General features: G+C 71.6%; 15 protein-coding genes. 8 read left to right on the top strand and 7 right to left on the bottom strand.

All coding sequences use genetic code 11. The features are described 5' to 3' along the window. Positions 1–17 precede the first annotated feature (17 nt). The 6 genes from ABZ818_RS15140 to ABZ818_RS15115 all read left to right on the top strand — a co-directional run bounded on the left by ABZ818_RS15140 (position 18) and on the right by ABZ818_RS15115 (position 5,157). Positions 18–1,829, top strand: a complete 1,812-nt coding sequence (locus ABZ818_RS15140) for a phosphatidylglycerol lysyltransferase domain-containing protein (RefSeq protein WP_361414283.1) — start codon at positions 18–20, stop codon at positions 1,827–1,829. A gap of 101 nt (positions 1,830–1,930) precedes the next feature. Continuing rightward, a complete protein-coding gene (gene folP, locus ABZ818_RS15135) occupies positions 1,931–2,887 on the top strand; it encodes a dihydropteroate synthase (RefSeq protein WP_361414281.1) in 957 nt (318 codons plus the stop codon). Beyond that, entirely contained in the window at positions 2,884–3,387 is a 504-nt protein-coding gene (locus tag ABZ818_RS15130; protein ID WP_361414279.1) for a nuclear transport factor 2 family protein, read from the top strand. The genes folP and ABZ818_RS15130 overlap by 4 nt, the downstream gene beginning before the upstream one ends. Before the next feature lie 248 nt (positions 3,388–3,635). After that, on the top strand, positions 3,636–3,995 hold the full coding sequence (gene folB, locus ABZ818_RS15125; protein ID WP_141359598.1) for a dihydroneopterin aldolase: 360 nt from the start codon (positions 3,636–3,638) through the stop codon (positions 3,993–3,995). Continuing rightward, entirely contained in the window at positions 3,992–4,603 is a 612-nt protein-coding gene (gene folK, locus ABZ818_RS15120) for a 2-amino-4-hydroxy-6-hydroxymethyldihydropteridine diphosphokinase (protein WP_361414277.1), read from the top strand. Before folB ends, folK begins: the two co-directional genes overlap by 4 nt. Before the next feature lie 65 nt (positions 4,604–4,668). Beyond that, positions 4,669–5,157 (top strand): DUF3180 domain-containing protein, encoded by a 489-nt coding sequence (locus ABZ818_RS15115; RefSeq protein ID WP_361414275.1) that lies wholly within the window; start codon positions 4,669–4,671, stop codon positions 5,155–5,157. 54 nt (positions 5,158–5,211) lie between these two features. On the opposite strand, the gene folE is transcribed toward ABZ818_RS15115, so the two are convergent. The 6 genes from folE to dacB form a co-directional block, all read right to left on the bottom strand. Then, positions 5,212–5,817, bottom strand: coding sequence for a GTP cyclohydrolase I FolE (gene folE / locus ABZ818_RS15110; protein ID WP_361414273.1), 606 nt, complete (start codon positions 5,815–5,817; stop codon positions 5,212–5,214). 120 nt (positions 5,818–5,937) lie between these two features. Beyond that, positions 5,938–7,977 (bottom strand): ATP-dependent zinc metalloprotease FtsH, encoded by a 2,040-nt coding sequence (gene ftsH, locus ABZ818_RS15105; protein WP_361414271.1) that lies wholly within the window; start codon positions 7,975–7,977, stop codon positions 5,938–5,940. 185 nt (positions 7,978–8,162) lie between these two features. Then, positions 8,163–8,723 carry a hypoxanthine phosphoribosyltransferase gene (hpt, locus tag ABZ818_RS15100; protein ID WP_361414339.1) on the bottom strand — a complete coding sequence of 187 codons (561 nt, stop codon included), beginning with the start codon at positions 8,721–8,723 and terminating at the stop codon, positions 8,163–8,165. 76 nt (positions 8,724–8,799) lie between these two features. After that, positions 8,800–9,993, bottom strand: coding sequence for a tRNA lysidine(34) synthetase TilS (gene tilS, locus ABZ818_RS15095; protein ID WP_361414269.1), 1,194 nt, complete (start codon positions 9,991–9,993; stop codon positions 8,800–8,802). Between the two features lie 202 nt (positions 9,994–10,195). Beyond that, entirely contained in the window at positions 10,196–11,344 is a 1,149-nt protein-coding gene (locus ABZ818_RS15090; protein ID WP_361414267.1) for a zinc-dependent metalloprotease, read from the bottom strand. A gap of 102 nt (positions 11,345–11,446) precedes the next feature. Further along, positions 11,447–13,063 carry a D-alanyl-D-alanine carboxypeptidase/D-alanyl-D-alanine-endopeptidase gene (dacB, locus tag ABZ818_RS15085; protein ID WP_361414265.1) on the bottom strand — a complete coding sequence of 539 codons (1,617 nt, stop codon included), beginning with the start codon at positions 13,061–13,063 and terminating at the stop codon, positions 11,447–11,449. 79 nt (positions 13,064–13,142) lie between these two features. On the opposite strand from dacB, the gene ABZ818_RS15080 reads away from it, so the two are divergent. Together ABZ818_RS15080 and ABZ818_RS15075 are read left to right on the top strand one after the other, a co-directional pair. Continuing rightward, a complete protein-coding gene (locus ABZ818_RS15080; RefSeq protein WP_141366388.1) occupies positions 13,143–13,634 on the top strand; it encodes an inorganic diphosphatase in 492 nt (163 codons plus the stop codon). Between the two features lie 120 nt (positions 13,635–13,754). Further along, positions 13,755–15,494: a threonine/serine exporter family protein gene (locus tag ABZ818_RS15075; RefSeq protein ID WP_361414263.1), complete on the top strand. Its 1,740-nt coding sequence runs from the start codon at positions 13,755–13,757 to the stop codon at positions 15,492–15,494. A 23-nt stretch (positions 15,495–15,517) separates the two neighbouring features. On the opposite strand, the gene ABZ818_RS15070 is transcribed toward ABZ818_RS15075, so the two are convergent. After that, complete coding sequence (locus tag ABZ818_RS15070; RefSeq protein WP_361414261.1) at positions 15,518–16,480, bottom strand: VTT domain-containing protein; 963 nt, start codon at positions 16,478–16,480, stop codon at positions 15,518–15,520. Positions 16,481–16,619: the final 139 nt, after the last annotated feature.

Genomic DNA, 16,619 nt, shown 5'->3' with positions numbered 1-16,619 from the left:
TCAGGGTAGATGGGGAAATGTCGGACGGGGTTCCGGACCGATCGAGCAGGATGCGGCGCATACTCCGCGGCCCGCGCCCCGAGGCCGTCCCCGTACTGGTCGGCAGGGCCTGCGCGGTCGTCGGTCTCCTGGACATCGCCGCGGGGGTCTTCCCGCGCTTCCGGCACAGCCGCATGCACGCCCTGGCCGAGGTGCTGCCGGGCTCGTTCGGCCCGTTCGCCGCGGCGCTCTCGCTCAGCGTGGGCGTGCTGTTGCTGCTGCTCGCACACGGCCTGAAACGGCGCAAGCGCCGGGCCTGGCGCGCGGCCGTGGTCCTGCTGCCGGCCGGTGCGGCGGCGGAGTTCGTCTACCGGCACTCGATCGTCGGGGTGGTCATCTCGCTGGCGCTGCTCGCGCCACTGCTGATCCACCGCGGCGAGTTCGCCGCGCTGCCGGACCCGCGCAGCCGCTGGCGGGCGCTGGCCAACTTCGTCCTGATGAGCGCCGGCTCGCTGGCCCTGGGCATGGTCATCGTCAGCGTGCACACGCACCGCATGGTCGGCGACCCCAGCGTGGCGGACCGGCTGACCCACGTCGTCTACGGCCTGATCGGCTTCGAGGGTCCGGTGGACTACCAGGGCAACACCTCCTGGACGGTCGCCTTCTCCCTCGGCGCTCTCGGCTGGCTCACCGCCGTCACCACCGCCTACCTGGCCTTCCGGCCCGAGCACCCGGCAGCGCGTCTGACCGAGGAGGACGAGACCCGGCTGCGCGAGCTGCTGGCCCGGCACGGCGGCCGCGACTCCCTGGGCCACTTCGCGCTGCGCCGCGACAAGGCGGTCGTGTTCTCCCCCAGCGGCAAGGCGGCGGTGACGTACCGCGTCGTCTCCGGCGTGATGCTCGCCAGCGGCGACCCCATCGGCGACGTCGAGGCCTGGCCGGGCGCCATCGAGCGCTTCATGGACGAGGCCAAGGCCCACTCCTGGACGCCCGCCGTGATGGGCTGCTCCGAGACCGGCGGCGAGGTGTGGACCCGGGAGACCGGTCTGGACGCACTGGAACTGGGCGACGAGGCGGTGGTCGACGTCGCGGATTTCTCGCTCGCCGGACGCGCGATGCGCAACGTCCGCCAGATGGTCAAGCGCATCGAGCGAGCCGGCTACGAAACCCGGGTGCGGCGCATCCGTGACCTCGGCGGCACCGAGCTGGAGCGCATCCGGCGGGCCGCCGAGGACTGGCGCGGCACCGACACCGAACGCGGCTTCTCCATGGCGCTCGGCCGGATCGGCGACCCGGCCGACGGCGAGTGCCTCATCGCCACCGCCCACAAGCAGGACGAGGAGCCGGGCGAGTACGGCGATCTGAAGGCGATCCTGCACTTCGTGCCGTGGGGCGAGGACGGCGTGTCCCTGGACCTGATGCGGCGCGACCGCTCGGCCGACCCCGGCATGAACGAACTGCTGATCGTGGCGGCGCTCCAGGCCGCCCCCAAGCTCGGCATCACCCGCATATCCCTGAACTTCGCGATGTTCCGCTCGGCGCTGGCGCGGGGCGAGAAGATCGGCGCGGGCCCGGTGCTGCGCGCCTGGCGCGGGCTGCTGGTCTTCCTCTCCCGCTGGTTCCAGATCGAGTCGCTGTACAAGTTCAACGCCAAGTTCCAGCCCCGCTGGGAGCCGCGGTTCGTCGTCTACCGCGCCTCCTCGGACCTGCCCCGCATCGGCTTCGCCGCCATGCAGGCCGAGGGCTTCGTCGACCTCGCCCTGCCGCTGCCGCGCTTCCTGCGCCGCCGCTCCGCCACGCAGAGCCCCTGCGCGCACTCGGTGGCGGAAGGGGACGTGCGCGCGGCATGACCCCGGACCGGCCCGGGCGGACCTCCCACCCCCTCCAGCACAGGGAGGTTCCGTCCGGGCCACAGCACGAGGCGGCCGGGGACGGGGCCTACGCTGAACGTATGAGCAACTTCAGCGGGCGCGGCCGCGTGGCGGGCCTTCCGACGTGGGGCCGGTGCGCGGTCATGGGGGTCGTGAACGTGACCCCCGACTCCTTCTCCGACGGAGGCCGCTGGTTCGACACGACCACCGCCGTCAAGCACGGCCTGGACCTGGTCGCCCAGGGCGCGGACCTGATCGACGTCGGCGGCGAGTCCACCCGGCCCGGCGCCACCCGCGTCGACGAGGGCGAGGAGCTGCGGCGGGTCATCCCCGTGGTGCGCGGCCTCGCCGCCGAGGGCGTCACGATCTCCGTCGACACCATGCGCGCCCGCGTCGCCGAGCAGGCCCTCGCGGCCGGCGCCGCCCTCGTCAACGACGTCAGCGGCGGCCTCGCGGACCCCGCCATGATCCCAGTGGTCGCGGACGCCGGCGCCCCCTTCGTCGTGATGCACTGGCGCGGCTTCCTGGAGGGCGGCAACGTCCGCGGGGTGTACGAGGACGTCGTCTCCGAGGTCGTCGACGAACTGCACGCGCGCGTGGAGGCCGTCCTGGAGGGCGGGATCGCCGCCGACCGCGTCGTCGTCGACCCCGGTCTCGGCTTCTCCAAGGAGGCCGGGCACGACCTCACGCTCCTGGCCCACCTCGACCGCCTGCGCGGGCTCGGCCACCCCGTGCTGGTCGCCGCCTCCCGCAAGCGGTTCCTCGGGCGGGTGCTGGCCGGCCCGGAGGGCGCGCCCCCGCCCGCGCGCGAGCGCGACGCCGCCACCGCCGCCGTCTCCGCCCTCGCCGCGCACGCCGGCGCCTGGGCCGTGCGCGTCCACGAGGTCCGCGCGACGGCGGACGCGGTACGCGTCGCCCGCGCCGTGGAAGAGGCACGCACCCCCGCGAGCGCACCGGAGGACCGCGCGCACCCCTCCGATGACGGGCAGGCGGACGGCAGACGTGGTGCGCACGGCCCCGCCGAAGGAGAGCGGTGAGCGCGCCCCACACCGACGTCGAACAGGTGGAGGCCGCCAACACCGCTTACTACGAGGCTGTGGAGCGGGGCGACTTCGAGGAGTTGTCCGCGCTCTGGCTCACCCCCTCCGACCTGGGCGTCGACGAGGAGTACCACGACCCGGCCGACACCGGCGTGATCTCGTGCGTGCACCCCGGCTGGCCGGTGCTCACCGGACGCGGGGAGGTGCTGCGCTCCTACGCGCTGATCATGGCGAACACCGACTACATCCAGTTCTTCCTGACCGACGTCCACGTCTCGGTGACCGGTGACACCGCCCTGGTGACCTGCACCGAGAACATCCTCAGCGGCGGCCCCGCCCCCGCCGCCGGCGGCGAACTCGGCCCGCTGGTGGGACAACTCGTCGTCGCCACCAACGTGTTCCGTCGCACCGGTCCCGGCTGGAAACTCTGGTCGCACCACGCCTCTCCCGTTCTGGCCGAAAACGACGGTGCCGAGGACGACGACACGCCCGCCTGAGTGGGTAGGCGCTGGAGCAGGAACGCGGAGTGGCCGGAATCACGGACTTCGGGAAAAGGGCCGCCCACCGGTCCGTGAGCAACCGGGTTCTCCAGGGGAAACGCACGGTGAAACCTGCCGGGCCCGGACGCCCCCGCCTCCCCGTGGCCCGGCTCCGTCAGTGCCCGCGGGTAGATTCGTGCCAGGCCGGTGTGCCGCCCGCACGCGGCAGGGACCGGTCGCCGCCGACGATTGCAGGAGTGATTCGCGTGGATCGTGTCGCGCTGCGCGGCCTGAGGGCCCGCGGGCACCACGGTGTGTTCCCCAAGGAACGCGAGGAGGGCCAGACCTTCCTCGTGGACATCGTCCTGGGAGTCGACACCCGGCCGGCCGCGGCCGACGACGACCTGGCGAAGACCGTGCACTACGGCATCGTGGCCGAGGAGGTCGTGGCCGTGGTGGAGGGCGAGCCCGTGAACCTCATCGAGACGCTCGCCGAGCGCATCGCCCAGGTCTGTCTGAAGCACGACGGGGTCCTGGAGGTCGAGGTCTGCGTCCACAAGCCGGACGCCCCGATCACCGTTCCCTTCGACGACGTGACCGTCACCATCACCCGGAGCCGAGTATGAACGCGCCTTTCACCAAAGGGCCCACCGACCCGACCGTCCAGCCGGTGCCCGCCTCGGTCGTCGAGAAGGTCGACGCCGCGGACACCACGCTGCAGAACCCCAAGCGAGCCGTGATCTCGATCGGCTCCAACCTCGGCAACCGCCTGGAGACCCTCCAGGGGGCCGTCGACGCCCTGGAGGACACGCCCGGCGTCCGCGTCAAGGCCGTCTCCCCCGTCTACGAGACGGAGCCGTGGGGCGTCGAGCCCGGCAGCCAGCCGTCGTACCTCAACGCGGTGGTGATCCTCAAGACCACGCTGCCGCCGTCCTCGCTGCTGGAGCGCGCCCACGCCGTCGAGGAGGCCTTCAGCCGGGTCCGCGACGAGCGCTGGGGACCGCGCACCCTCGACGTCGACATCGTCGCCTACGCGGAGACCGTCTCCGACGATCCGCTCCTCACGCTCCCTCACCCTCGCGCCCACGAACGCGCCTTCGTCCTCGCCCCGTGGTACGACGTGGACCCGGACGCACAGCTTCCGGGCCGGGGCGCGGTGGCCGATCTGCTGACCGCGCTCACCCGGGAGGGCGTCGAGCCCCGGGCGGACCTGGAACTCCGGCTGCCCGAGTAGTCGTTAAGGTCAGGGCGACGCAAGGTCTGCGACCGGCCTCGGTCCGGGGGAGCTGAAGGGACACCGTGAGAGAGCTGCATATCAGGGTGCTGGCAGGCGTGTTCGTCGTCGCCGGAGTGCTGTCCTGGGCGGGCGCCCGGCTGTGGAACGCGGTGGGGACGCTCCCCGGCGTCCCGCTGGCCGCCCCCATCGTCCTCGCCCTGATCGCCGTGGTCCTTCTGTCCACGGCGCTCTCCCTGCGGGCCCGGCTGAAGGCCCAGCGCGAGCGCCGGCCCGGCGCCAAGGGCGTCGACCCCATGATGGCCGCCCGCGCGGTCGTCTTCGGTCAGGCCAGCGCCCTGGTCGCCGCCCTCGTCGCCGGCATGTACGGCGGCGCGGGCGTCGCCCTGCTGGAATTCCTCGACATCCCGGCCCGCCGCGACCAGGCCGTCTACGCCGGCTTCTCGGTCCTCGCCGGCATCGCGGTGATAGCGGCCGCCCTGTTCCTCGAACGGGTCTGCAAACTCCCGGAGGACGACGACCAGAACCCGCCGGGGGCGGAACCGACCGCTTGAGCCCTGCGGGCGGCGTACGCGGGTGAGCGGGCGGGCGCGTGCGCTCCGTCCGCGTCAGCGCGCCATGATGAGGCTCATCGCCTCGTTCCGCGTCGCCGCGTCCCGCAACTGACCGCGCACCGCCGAGGTGATGGTCTTCGCGCCGGGCTTGCGGATGCCCCGCATCGACATGCACATGTGCTCGCACTCCACCACGACGATCACCCCGCGCGGCTCCAGGATCTCCATCAGCGAGTCCGCGATCTGGGTGGTGAGCCGTTCCTGCACCTGCGGGCGGCGGGCGTAGACGTCCACGAGCCGGGCCAGCTTCGAAAGACCCGTGATCTTCCCGCTGGTGGACGGGATGTAGCCGACGTGCGCGACACCGCGGAACGGTACGAGGTGGTGCTCGCAGGTCGAGAACACCTCGATGTCCTTGACCAGCACCATCTCGTCGTGCCCCAGGTCGAACGTCGTCGTCAGCACGTCCTCGGGCTGCTGCCACAGTCCCGCGAATATCTCCTTGTACGCCCGGGCCACCCGTGCCGGAGTCTCCCGCAGGCCTTCACGGTCCGGGTCCTCGCCGACCGCGATGAGGAGTTCGCGTACGGCGTTCTCGGCGCGCTTCTCGTCGAACTCACCGAGGGAGCCCTCGCCGTCCAGCGTCACGGGGTCGGTCATGTGAAGCCTCGTTCCTGTGTGTCTGATCTGCGGACATGCGAAATGCCGCGCCCCCCAGGCTAGAACCTGGGGGGCGCGGCATACATTCCGGGGCCATCGGGCGTCCGGAGCGGGCTCCGGTCAGTTGTCCGGACGGTCCTCCGGCACCTGCTCCGTGGCCGGGGCGGGTTCCGTCGCCGTGGACTTGACGGTGCTGATCGCCGCCGTCGAGCCGTTGGCCCCGTTCGTCAGCGCGAGCTCCTTCGGGGAGAGCACCGGCGGGCGGGTGGACGGGGTGCGGCGGGAGGATCCGGTCCAGGCGGGCCGAGGCGGCCGCTTGACGATCGGGGCGAAGATCTCGGCGATCTCCTCCTTGCCCAGGGTCTCCTTCTCCAGGAGGGCCAGGACGAGGTTGTCGAGGACGTCGCGGTTCTCGACCAGGATCTCCCAGGCCTCGTTGTGCGCGTTCTCGATGAGCTTCTTGACTTCCTCGTCCACCAGCGCGGCGACCTCTTCCGAGTAGTCGCGCTGGTGAGCCATCTCACGTCCGAGGAACGGCTCGGTGTTGTCGCCGCCGAACTTGATCGCACCGAGACGCTCGGTCATGCCGTACTGGGTGACCATCGCGCGGGCCGTGGTGGTGGCCTTCTCGATGTCGTTCGCCGCGCCCGTGGTCGGGTCGTGGAAGACCAGTTCCTCGGCCGCGCGACCGCCCAGCATGTAGGCGAGCTGGTCCAGCATCTCGTTGCGGGTCGTGGAGTACTTGTCCTCGTCGGGCAGGACCATCGTGTAGCCGAGGGCCCGGCCGCGGGACAGGATCGTGATCTTGTGGACCGGGTCGGAGTTCGGCGAGGCCGCCGCGACCAGGGCGTGACCGCCCTCGTGGTACGCGGTGATCTTCTTCTCCTTGTCCGACATGATCCGGGTCCGCTTCTGCGGGCCGGCGACCACGCGGTCGATCGCCTCGTCCAGCATGTGGTTGTCGACCAGCTTCTTGTCGCTGCGGGCCGTGAGCAGCGCGGCCTCGTTCAGGACGTTGGACAGATCGGCACCCGTGAAGCCGGGGGTGCGGCGGGCGACGGCGGACAGGTCGACGTCGGGCGCGACCGGCTTGCCCTTCTGGTGGACCTTCAGGATCTCCAGACGGCCCTGCATGTCGGGGCGGTCCACGGCGATCTGGCGGTCGAACCGGCCCGGACGCAGCAGCGCCGGGTCGAGGATGTCGGGCCGGTTGGTGGCCGCGATCAGGATCACGCCGCCCTTGACGTCGAAGCCGTCCATCTCGACCAGCAGCTGGTTCAGCGTCTGCTCGCGCTCGTCGTGACCGCCGCCGAGGCCGGCGCCGCGGTGACGGCCGACCGCGTCGATCTCGTCGACGAAGACGATCGCCGGCGCGTTCGCCTTGGCCTGCTCGAACAGGTCGCGGACCCGGGAGGCACCGACGCCGACGAACATCTCGACGAAGTCGGAACCGGAGATCGAGTAGAACGGGACGCCGGCCTCACCCGCGACGGCACGCGCCAGCAGGGTCTTGCCGGTTCCGGGCGGGCCGTAGAGCAGCACGCCCTTGGGGATCTTCGCCCCGACGGCCTGAAACTTGGCCGGCTCCTGGAGGAACTCCTTGATCTCGTGGAGCTCCTCGACGGCCTCGTCCGCGCCCGCCACGTCCGAGAACGTCGTCTTCGGGGTGTCCTTGGTGATGAGCTTGGCCTTCGACTTGCCGAAGTTCATCACCCGGGAGCCGCCGCCCTGCATCTGGTTCATCAGGAACAGGAAGACGACCACGATGAGAACGAAGGGGAGCAGGGAGAGCAGGATGCCGACGAAGGGGCTCTGCTTCGACGGCGAGACCGTGTAGCCCTTCGGGATCTGCTTGTCCTGGTACTTGGTCTGCAGCGTGTTGGCGATGGTCACGCCCTGGTCGCCGATGTAGCTCGCCTGGATCTTCGAGCTGCCGTCGACCTTCTGGCCGTCCTTGAGCTCGACCTTGATGGTCTGCTCGTCGCCCGTGGTCAGCTTGGCCTGCTGGACCCTGTTGTCATTGATCGCTGCTACGACCTTGCCCGTGTCCACCGTCTTGTAGCCGCCGGACTGACCGACGACATTCATCAACACGACCACGGCAAGGACGGCCAGCACGATCCACATGACCGGCCCACGGAAGTATCGCTTCACGTCCATCCATACGGAGCGGTGCCGCCCCGTCCCTCCTGCCACAGTGAGTTTGATAAGACAGTTCTTCTGACGGTACCCCAGCATGGGGGCTCGAAGCCGCTCTGTAGGGCGGACGTACCCGTCTGCTTGCTCCAACGGCTTCGGTGCCGCCGGGGTTCCCGATCACGTACCGCGCTTGAGCCCCTGGGGAGTCAGCCGCCGTAGACGTGGGGAGCGAGCGTACCGACGAACGGCAGGTTCCGGTACTTCTCGGCGTAGTCCAGGCCATAGCCGACGACGAACTCGCTGGGGATGTCGAAACCGACCCACTCCACGTCGATGGCGACCTTCGCGGCCTCGGGCTTGCGCAGCAGCGTGCACACCTTCAGGGAGGCGGGCTCCCGGGAGCCGAGGTTGGAGATCAGCCAGGAGAGGGTCAGGCCGGAGTCGATGATGTCCTCGACGATCAGGACGTGCCTGCCCTTGATGTCGGTATCGAGGTCCTTGAGGATGCGCACGACGCCGGAGGACTGGGTGCCCGCGCCGTACGAGGACACGGCCATCCAGTCCATGGTGACGGGGGTGGACAGTGCCCGGGCGAGGTCCGCCATGACCATCACCGCGCCCTTGAGGACGCCGACGATCAGCAGGTCCTTGCCCGCGTACTCCGCGTCGATCTTCGCGGCCAGCTCGGCCAGCTTCGCGTCGATCTCTTCCTTGGTGATGAGTACCTTCTCGAGGTCGGCACCCATGTCTTTCGCGTCCACCCGCATCACTTTCGGTCGTCTCACCGGCGTTGACGGTCCTCCTCCGGACTCCGCGTCAGCGGGCCGGCCGAAGGGTCCCGATTCAGCCTTGCCGAATCACCAGTCTGCCACCCTGCCGCTGGGCGACCACCCTGCCGGGCAGGTTGATGGCCTTCTGACCGCGCCAACCGGTGATCAGCCGGTCGACTTCCTCGATGTGCCGGGCGAACAGCGAACCGGCCGGAGCACCGGCGTCGATGGCGGCACGGCGCAGGATGCGGCGGCGTACGGCGGGGGGCAGGGCGTACAGCTTGGCGCACTCCAGGAGGCCGGCGTCGTCGCGGACGGTGGCCTCGGCCTGGCCGGCCCAGGCGTCGAGGGCGTCGGCGTCGTCGCGAGAGAGCTGGGCGGTGCGCGCGAGGGCCTCCACGATGCCCTTGCCGAGGGCCTTCTCCAGGGCCGGGAGGCCCTCGTGGCGCAGCCGGGAGCGGGTGTAGGACGGGTCGGTGTTGTGCGGGTCGTCCCAGACGGGCAGGGACTGGACCATGCAGCCCTTGCGGGCGGTCTGCCGGTCGATGTCCAGGAAGGGGCGGCGGTAACGGCCGCCGGCCCCCGAGACCGCGGCCATTCCCGACAGGGAGCGGATACCGGAGCCGCGGGCGAGGCCGAGGAGCACCGTCTCGGCCTGGTCGTCGCGCGTGTGGCCGAGCAGGACGGCGTGGGCGCCGTGGCGTTCGGCGGCGGCGTCGAGGGCGGCGTAGCGGGCGTCGCGGGCGGCGGCTTCGGGCCCGCCCCCGCGGCCGACGGTGACGGAGACGGCCTCGACCGGGTCCAGGCCCAGTCCGCGCAGCCGCTGGGCGACCTCCTCGGCGCGCAGGTCGGAGTCGGCTTGCAGGCCGTGGTCGACGGTGACGCCGCCGGCCCGGATGCCGAGTCTGGGAGCCTCGAAGGCGAGGGCGGAGGCGAGCGCCATGGAGTCGGCGCCGCCGGAGCAGGCCACGAGCACGAGCGGCGACGGCGGACGCTCGTGGGGGGCCGGTGTGTCCTGGGCGGCAGGCGAGGCCGATGCGGCCTGTGGGGCCGGCGAGCCGTGGGAGGTCTGCGGGGCGGTCGCCCGGGCGGGGCCCGGCGTCGGCGCGCCGTGCGGGGGCTGCCCGGGAAGCCGCGCGGGCAGGGGGCCCGACCGGGCGGGCGCGGGCGCCTGCGCAGGGTGGGGTGAAAGCTGTTCGTCGAGGATGTCGTGGAGGACGCGGCGTACCGCCAGGCGTATCGCCGCGACCGCAGGATGGGGACCCATGTCCGGTTCCCTTCACGGAGTCTTCGGGGGTGAGCCCGATATCGGTCACTCAGAGTGCGTCGATGGTGACAGAAACAGGCCGTTCCCCGAGCATTGCACGCCTACGCATGGCTCACGGTCCCTCGGACGAGTGATTGAAGTGGCGTTCGCCTGCCGTGGGCCGGATTCAGCGGCGCGCTTTTCCCGGCCCTCGCACTTGCGGTCACGGTTCGGCCCTGCGGTGCACCCGTGCGATCCAGTCCGCCGGCTTGGAGATCTCCGCCTTGGTGGGGAGGGTGTTGGGCGAGGTCCACACCCGGTTGAAGCCGTCCATGCCGACCTGCTCGACGACCGCGCGCACGAAGCGCTCGCCGTCGCGGTACTGCCGCAGCTTGGCATCCAGGCCGAGCAGCTTGCGCAGGGCCATGTCCAGGCGGGAGGCGCCCTTGGCGCGGCGCTGCTGGAACTTCTCGCGGATCTCCGCCACGGTCGGTACGACGTCCGGGCCGACGCCGTCCATCACGTAGTCGGCGTGGCCCTCCAGGAGGGACATCACGGCGGTGAGGCGGCCGAGGATCTCGCGCTGGGCCGGGGTCTGGACCATCTCGACCAGGGAGTGGCCGCCGTCGTCCTCCTCGCCCTCGGGGCGGCCGCCGGCCAGCGACTGGGCGGCCTCGCGGATGCGCTCCAGGAGCGCCATGGGGTCGACGTCCGTCTCCGCGAGGAAGGACTGGATCTCGCCCTCGAGGTGGTCGCGCAGCCAGGGCACGGCGGTGAACTGCGTACGGTGCGTCTCCTCGTGCAGGCACACCCACAGGCGGAAGTCGTGGGGATCGACGTCGAGTTCGCGCTCGACGTGGACGATGTTGGGGGCGACGAGCAGCAGCCGGCCGCCGCCACCGGGCGAGTCGGGGGGCCCGCCGGCCGGCAGGTCGCGGGTGGCGGGGGCGAAGGTCTCGTACTGGCCTAGGACGCGGGAGGCGAGGAAGGACAGCAGCATCCCGAGTTCCACGCCGGTGACCTTGCCGCCGACGGCGCCGAGGACCGCGCCGCCGGGGGTGCCGCCGCGCCGCTCCTGCATCTTGTCCAGGAGCGGTTTGAGGATCTCGCGGAACCCGGCGACGTTCGCCCGCACCCAGCCGGGGCGGTCGACCACGAGTACGGGGGTGTCGTGGGCCTCGTGGGTGCCCAGGCGGGTGAACCCGCGGACGTGCCCCTCGGACGCCTTGGCGTGCCGGCGCAGTTCGGCGACGACGGCCCGGGCCTCGTCCCGGCTCACCTCGGGACCCGGCCGTACCAGCCGGGTCGCGGTCGCGACCGCGAGATTCCAGTCGACCATCCCGGGAGTTGCAGCACCACCGATGCTCGTCATGTGTCAACGGTACGTGAGCACTGCCGCTGGGGGCAGGCCATGGCGCTGGGTGGGGGTGCCCTTTGTGGATCCGGGGGCCGGAGCGGCGGTGGCGGGCGGGTCTCAGCCGCAGGCGCAGGTGGCCAGGGTCGTGACCGCGTGGTCGAGGGCCGACTGGGCAGCTTCCGGGCCGGTGGTGTTCTCCGCGAGGAAGGCGAAGGCCAGCAGGTGGCCGTTGTGGGCGACGACCGTGCCCGCGAGGGTGTTGACGCCCGTCAGCGTGCCCGTCTTCGCCCGTACGAGCCCGGCCGCGCCGTCCGCGTAGCGGCTGGTCAGGGTGCCGGTGAAGCCGGCGACCGGGAGGCCGGTGAGGACCGGGCGGAGGCCGGGATCGGCCGGATCGGCGGCCTTGGCCAGCAGGGCCGTGAGCAGGTCCGCGGTGAGCCGGTCGGCGCGGTTGAGCCCGCTGCCGTCGTGGAAGTCGGCGCCCGTCAGGGGCATGCCGAGCTTCCTCAGCTGGGTGGCGATCGCGGCAGCGCCCCCGTCGAAGTCCGGCCGCCCGCCCGTCGCGGCGGCCGTCTGGCGGGCCAGGGCCTCGGCGATGTCGTTGTCGCTGTTGGTGAGCATCCGTTCGACCAGGCTCGACAGCGGGGGCGAGGAGACGGCGGCCACGGTCTCCGCGCGGCCGGACGCCTTGGCGGGGCCGGCGACCGTGGTCCGGATTCCGTGTCCGGAGAGCAGGTCGGCAAAGGCGCGGGCGGCGTCCGCCGCCGGGTCGGCCACGCGCGGAGCCGGGCCGCTGGTCGAGCCGTCGGTGCGGGCCTCGTCGGTCATCAGGGCGCTGACCGGGGCGAGGTTGTCGTTCACGCCGATGGGGTGCAGGAGGGGACCGGCGTACAGGGTGGTGTCGTGGGAGAGCGTCACCTCGGTCACGCCCCGCTTGGTCAGCGCGGTCGCCGTGTTGGCGGCGAGGGTGCGCAGGCTCGCCAGGTTCCCGGCGTCCTTGCGGGCGGTGAGCGTGGGGTCGCCGCCCCCGATCAGGACGAGCTTCCCGGTGCCGGGCTCCAGGGCGGCGCGGGTGGTGAGCCGGTGGTCGGAGCCGAGGGCGGACAGCGCGGCGACGGCGGTGGCGATCTTGGTGGTGGAGGCGGGGACGAGCGGGTCGCCGGCGCTCTGGCCGTAGAGCCGCTCGCCGCTGGTGACGTCGACGACGGCCGCGGCGTGGTGGGTGCCGAGGGCGGAGTCCCCCAGCAGCGGGTCCAGGGCGGCCGCGACGGCCGAGGCGTCCGACGCGGGCCGCGCCGGGTCGCCGGAGCCGCCGAGGCCCACGAGCACCGGCACGGCGCTGGGCGCGGGCTTCGCCCCGCCGTCGGACCCAGACCCGGACGCGTCGGATGTACGGGACGGATCCGGCATACCGGTCCGGTGGCCGTGATCTGCGCCACCCGTGCGCCCCAGTGCCGCGGCCCGGCCCCGCTCGGCCGTACGCTGGCCGGAGGAGTCCCAGGGCCCGGCGGCGGTCACCACACCGGCGGCGAGCGCCAGCCCGGCCGTGGCGGCACCCGCGGTGTACTGCCAGGTCATCGGCTTCGCGAGCCGCGACCCGGCGGCCCCCGTGAGCCGTGCGACCGGCGGTTTCACGGCCTGCGCGGCCCGTACGAGCCGCGGCCGTGCGGCCCGTGCGAGACGGGCCAGGCGCGGTCTCGCGGCCCGCCAGGCTCTCAGCTCCGGCACGACCACCAGCCCCTTTCGCGATCACACACCTGCGTGAGGGACACTTAATCACCAGAACTATGTGCTGATCATGGAGGAGCCACCGGTGGAGTTCGACGTCACGATCGAGATCCCGAAGGGTTCGCGGAACAAGTACGAGGTGGACCACGAGACCGGTCGTATCCGCCTGGACCGTCGACTCTTCACCTCGACCAGCTACCCGGCCGACTACGGCTTCGTCGAGAACACCCTCGGCGAGGACGGCGATCCGCTGGACGCGCTGGTCATCCTGGACGAGCCGACTTTCCCCGGCTGCCTCATCAAGTGCCGCGCGATCGGCATGTTCCGGATGACCGACGAGGCCGGCGGCGACGACAAGCTGCTGTGCGTGCCGGCGTCCGACCCGCGGGTGGAGCACCTCCGGGACATCCACCACGTGTCGGAGTTCGACCGCCTGGAGATCCAGCACTTCTTCGAGGTCTACAAGGACCTGGAGCCCGGCAAGTCCGTCGAGGGCGCCGACTGGGTGGGCCGCACCGACGCCGAGGCGGAGATCGAGCGTTCCATCAAGCGTTTCCAGGAGCACGGCGGTCACTGAGCCCCGCGCGTCCCACGGGCCGCACCATCCCCACGGGGGCGGTGCGGCCGTTCGCGTACCTGTACGTCCGTCTGCGCATACTGAGCCTGACGGAAGGTTTCGTTCAGGGAGCATTACTCAGTGACGGACGCGGAGGACCGCAAGCCGCAGTCGGACGAGGCGCGGAGTGCGTTCAGAGTTCCCGCCGGGCCCTCGGTGACCCAGGCGACCCAGGTGATTCCGGCCGTACCGGCGGCCGACGCGGAGTCGTCCACGACATCCGAGTTCGCCGTGCCCGAGGGGCTGGCGACGCTCAGGACGGGGACCGAGTCGGAGGCCACGTCCGAGTTCGCCGTGCCGGACGGGCTCGACGTCACGTCGCCGCCGGCCGCGGAGCCGGAGGGGTCCGCGTTCAGCACGCCGAAGACCTACAGCGCCCGCCAGGCCCCGCCCGCCTTCACCCCGGCGGGCGGCATCCCGGCGATCGACCTGCACAAGGACGTCCCCTGGCAGGACCGGATGCGCACCATGCTGCGCATGCCGGTGGCCGAGCGGCCGGCGCCCGAACCGGTGCAGAAGGCGGACGAGGGCGGCCCGGCCGTCCCGCGCGTGCTCGACCTGACCCTGCGTATCGGCGAGCTGCTGCTCGCGGGCGGTGAGGGCGCCGAGGACGTGGAGGCGGCGATGTTCGCGGTCTGCCGCTCCTACGGCCTGGACCGCTGCGAGCCGACCGTCACCTTCACCCTGCTGTCGATCTCCCACCAGCCGTCCCTGGTCGACGACCCCGTGACGGCGTCGAGGACGGTACGCCGCCGGGGCACCGACTACACGCGTCTGGCGGCCGTCTTCCGGCTCGTCGACGACCTGAGCGATCCGGAGAACCACCTCTCCCTGGAGGAGGCCTACCGGCGGCTGGCGGAGATCCGCCGCAACCGGCACCCCTACCCCGGCTGGGCGCTGACCGCGGCCGCCGGGCTGCTCGCCGGCACGGCCTCCGTCCTGGTCGGCGGTGACCTGATCGTCTTCGTGGCCGCGGCGCTCGGCGCGATGCTCGGCGACCGGCTGGCGTGGCTGTGCGCCGGGCGCGGGCTGCCGGAGTTCTACCAGTTCACGGTCGCCGCGATGCCGCCGGCCGCGCTCGGCGTCGCGCTCACCGTGGCGCACGTCGACGTGAAGGCGGCCGCCGTCATCACCGGTGGACTGTTCGCGCTGCTGCCGGGGCGGGCGCTGGTGGCGGGCGTGCAGGACGGGCTGACCGGCTTCTACATCACCGCCTCCGCGCGCCTGCTGGAGGTCATGTACTTCTTCGTCGGCATCGTCACCGGCGTCCTGCTGGTCCTGTACTTCGGTGTGAAGCTGGGCGCCGCGCTCGATCCGGACGCCGCGCTCGCCATGAGCCGACGGCCGGTGCTCCAGATCGTCGCCGCGATGCTGCTGTCGCTGACCTTCGCCGTGCTGCTGCAGCAGGAGCGGTCCACCGTGCTGCTGGTGACGCTCAACGGCGGTGTCGCCTGGTCGGTGTACGGCGCCATGCACGACGTCTGCAACATCTCCCCGGTGGCGTCCACGGCCGTGGCGGCGGGCCTGGTGGGCCTGTTCGGGCAGTTGCTGTCCCGCTACCGGTTCGCCTCCGCGCTGCCGTACACGACCGCCGCGATCGGGCCGCTGCTACCGGGTTCGGCGACGTACTTCGGCCTGCTGTCGATCGCGCAGAACCACGTCGACAAGGGACTGGTGTCGCTGGCCAAGGCGGTGTCGCTCGCCATGGCCATCGCGATCGGGGTGAATCTCGGCTCGGAGATCTCCCGGCTGTTCCTCAGGATGCCGGGCGCCGCCTCCGCCGCGGGGCGCCGGGCCGCGAAGCGGACCCGCGGGTTCTGACCCGCGGATCCGGCCGGCACGCCCTACGGGGCGCGGTAGTAGCCGCCGTTGTCCGGGTACTGCGGGTTCTGGTCGTAGTCGCCCTGCTGCTCGCCGTAGGACTGCTGCGGGTACGGCTGCTGCTGTGGATACGGCTGCTGCTGCGGGTACGGCTGCGCGTACTGCTGGCCGTAGCCGTACTGCTGCTGCTCCTGCTCCTGCTGGGGGGCGTGGTTCCGGTCGCCGTACTGGTGCGGGGGCTCGTGGTGCGGCGGCTCGATGCGGCGCAGGCGGGTCGTGGCGTCGTCCACGACCGGCTGCTGGAACTGCTGCTGGTACGGGGCGGCGAACTGCTGGTCGGGGGCGGCCGGCTCCTCGGGGGCGTTCTTGGCCTTGGAGCGGGCGCGCAGGAACTCGATGATGATCGGGACCACCGAGACGAGGACGATCAGGATGAGGATCGCCTCGATGTTGTTCTTGACGAAGCCGATGTTGCCCAGCCAGGAGCCGAGGAGCGTCACACCCGCGCCCCACAGCACACCGCCGATGATGTTGAAGATCAGGAACGAGCGGTACCGCATGCCGCTGACGCCCGCGATGATCGGCGTGAACGTGCGCACGATGGGCACGAAGCGGGCCAGGACCAGGGACTTCGGGCCGTACTTCTCGAAGAACTCGTGCGCCTTGGTGACGTTCTCCTGCTTGAACAGTCGCGAGTCGGGCCGGTTGAAGAGCGACGGCCCGACCTTCTTGCCGAACATGTAGCCCGCCTGGTCGCCCAGGATCGCGGCGAGGCAGATCAGGCCGATGGCACCCCACAGCGGGAAGTCCAGCTGCTTGGACGTGATCAGCAGACCGCAGGTGAACAGCAGCGAGTCACCCGGCAGGAAGAAGCCGATGAGCAGACCCGACTCGGCGAAGACGATGAGGAGCAGGCCCCAGATGCCGAACGAGTTGAGCAGGTGGTTCGGATCCAGCCAACTCGGGCCGAGGGCAAGCGTCGTCACGGTTCCGGACTCCTGAGGGGGATGGGGTGTACGGCGTCGAGGTGTCGAGGCGGGGCCTCGTGCGGTGCCGCACAAAGCTACCAACGCAAGGTATACGCCCGAGGTTCCACGGGTGCCCTGGGGATGGCGCTGCGCGGTC

Origin of the sequence: Streptomyces sp. NPDC047453, assembly GCF_040643155.1 — a bacterium.
Classification (GTDB): domain Bacteria; phylum Actinomycetota; class Actinomycetes; order Streptomycetales; family Streptomycetaceae; genus Streptomyces.
Note: the sequence above shows the minus strand (reverse complement) of the source record. Positions and strands in the feature narration are given on the sequence as shown.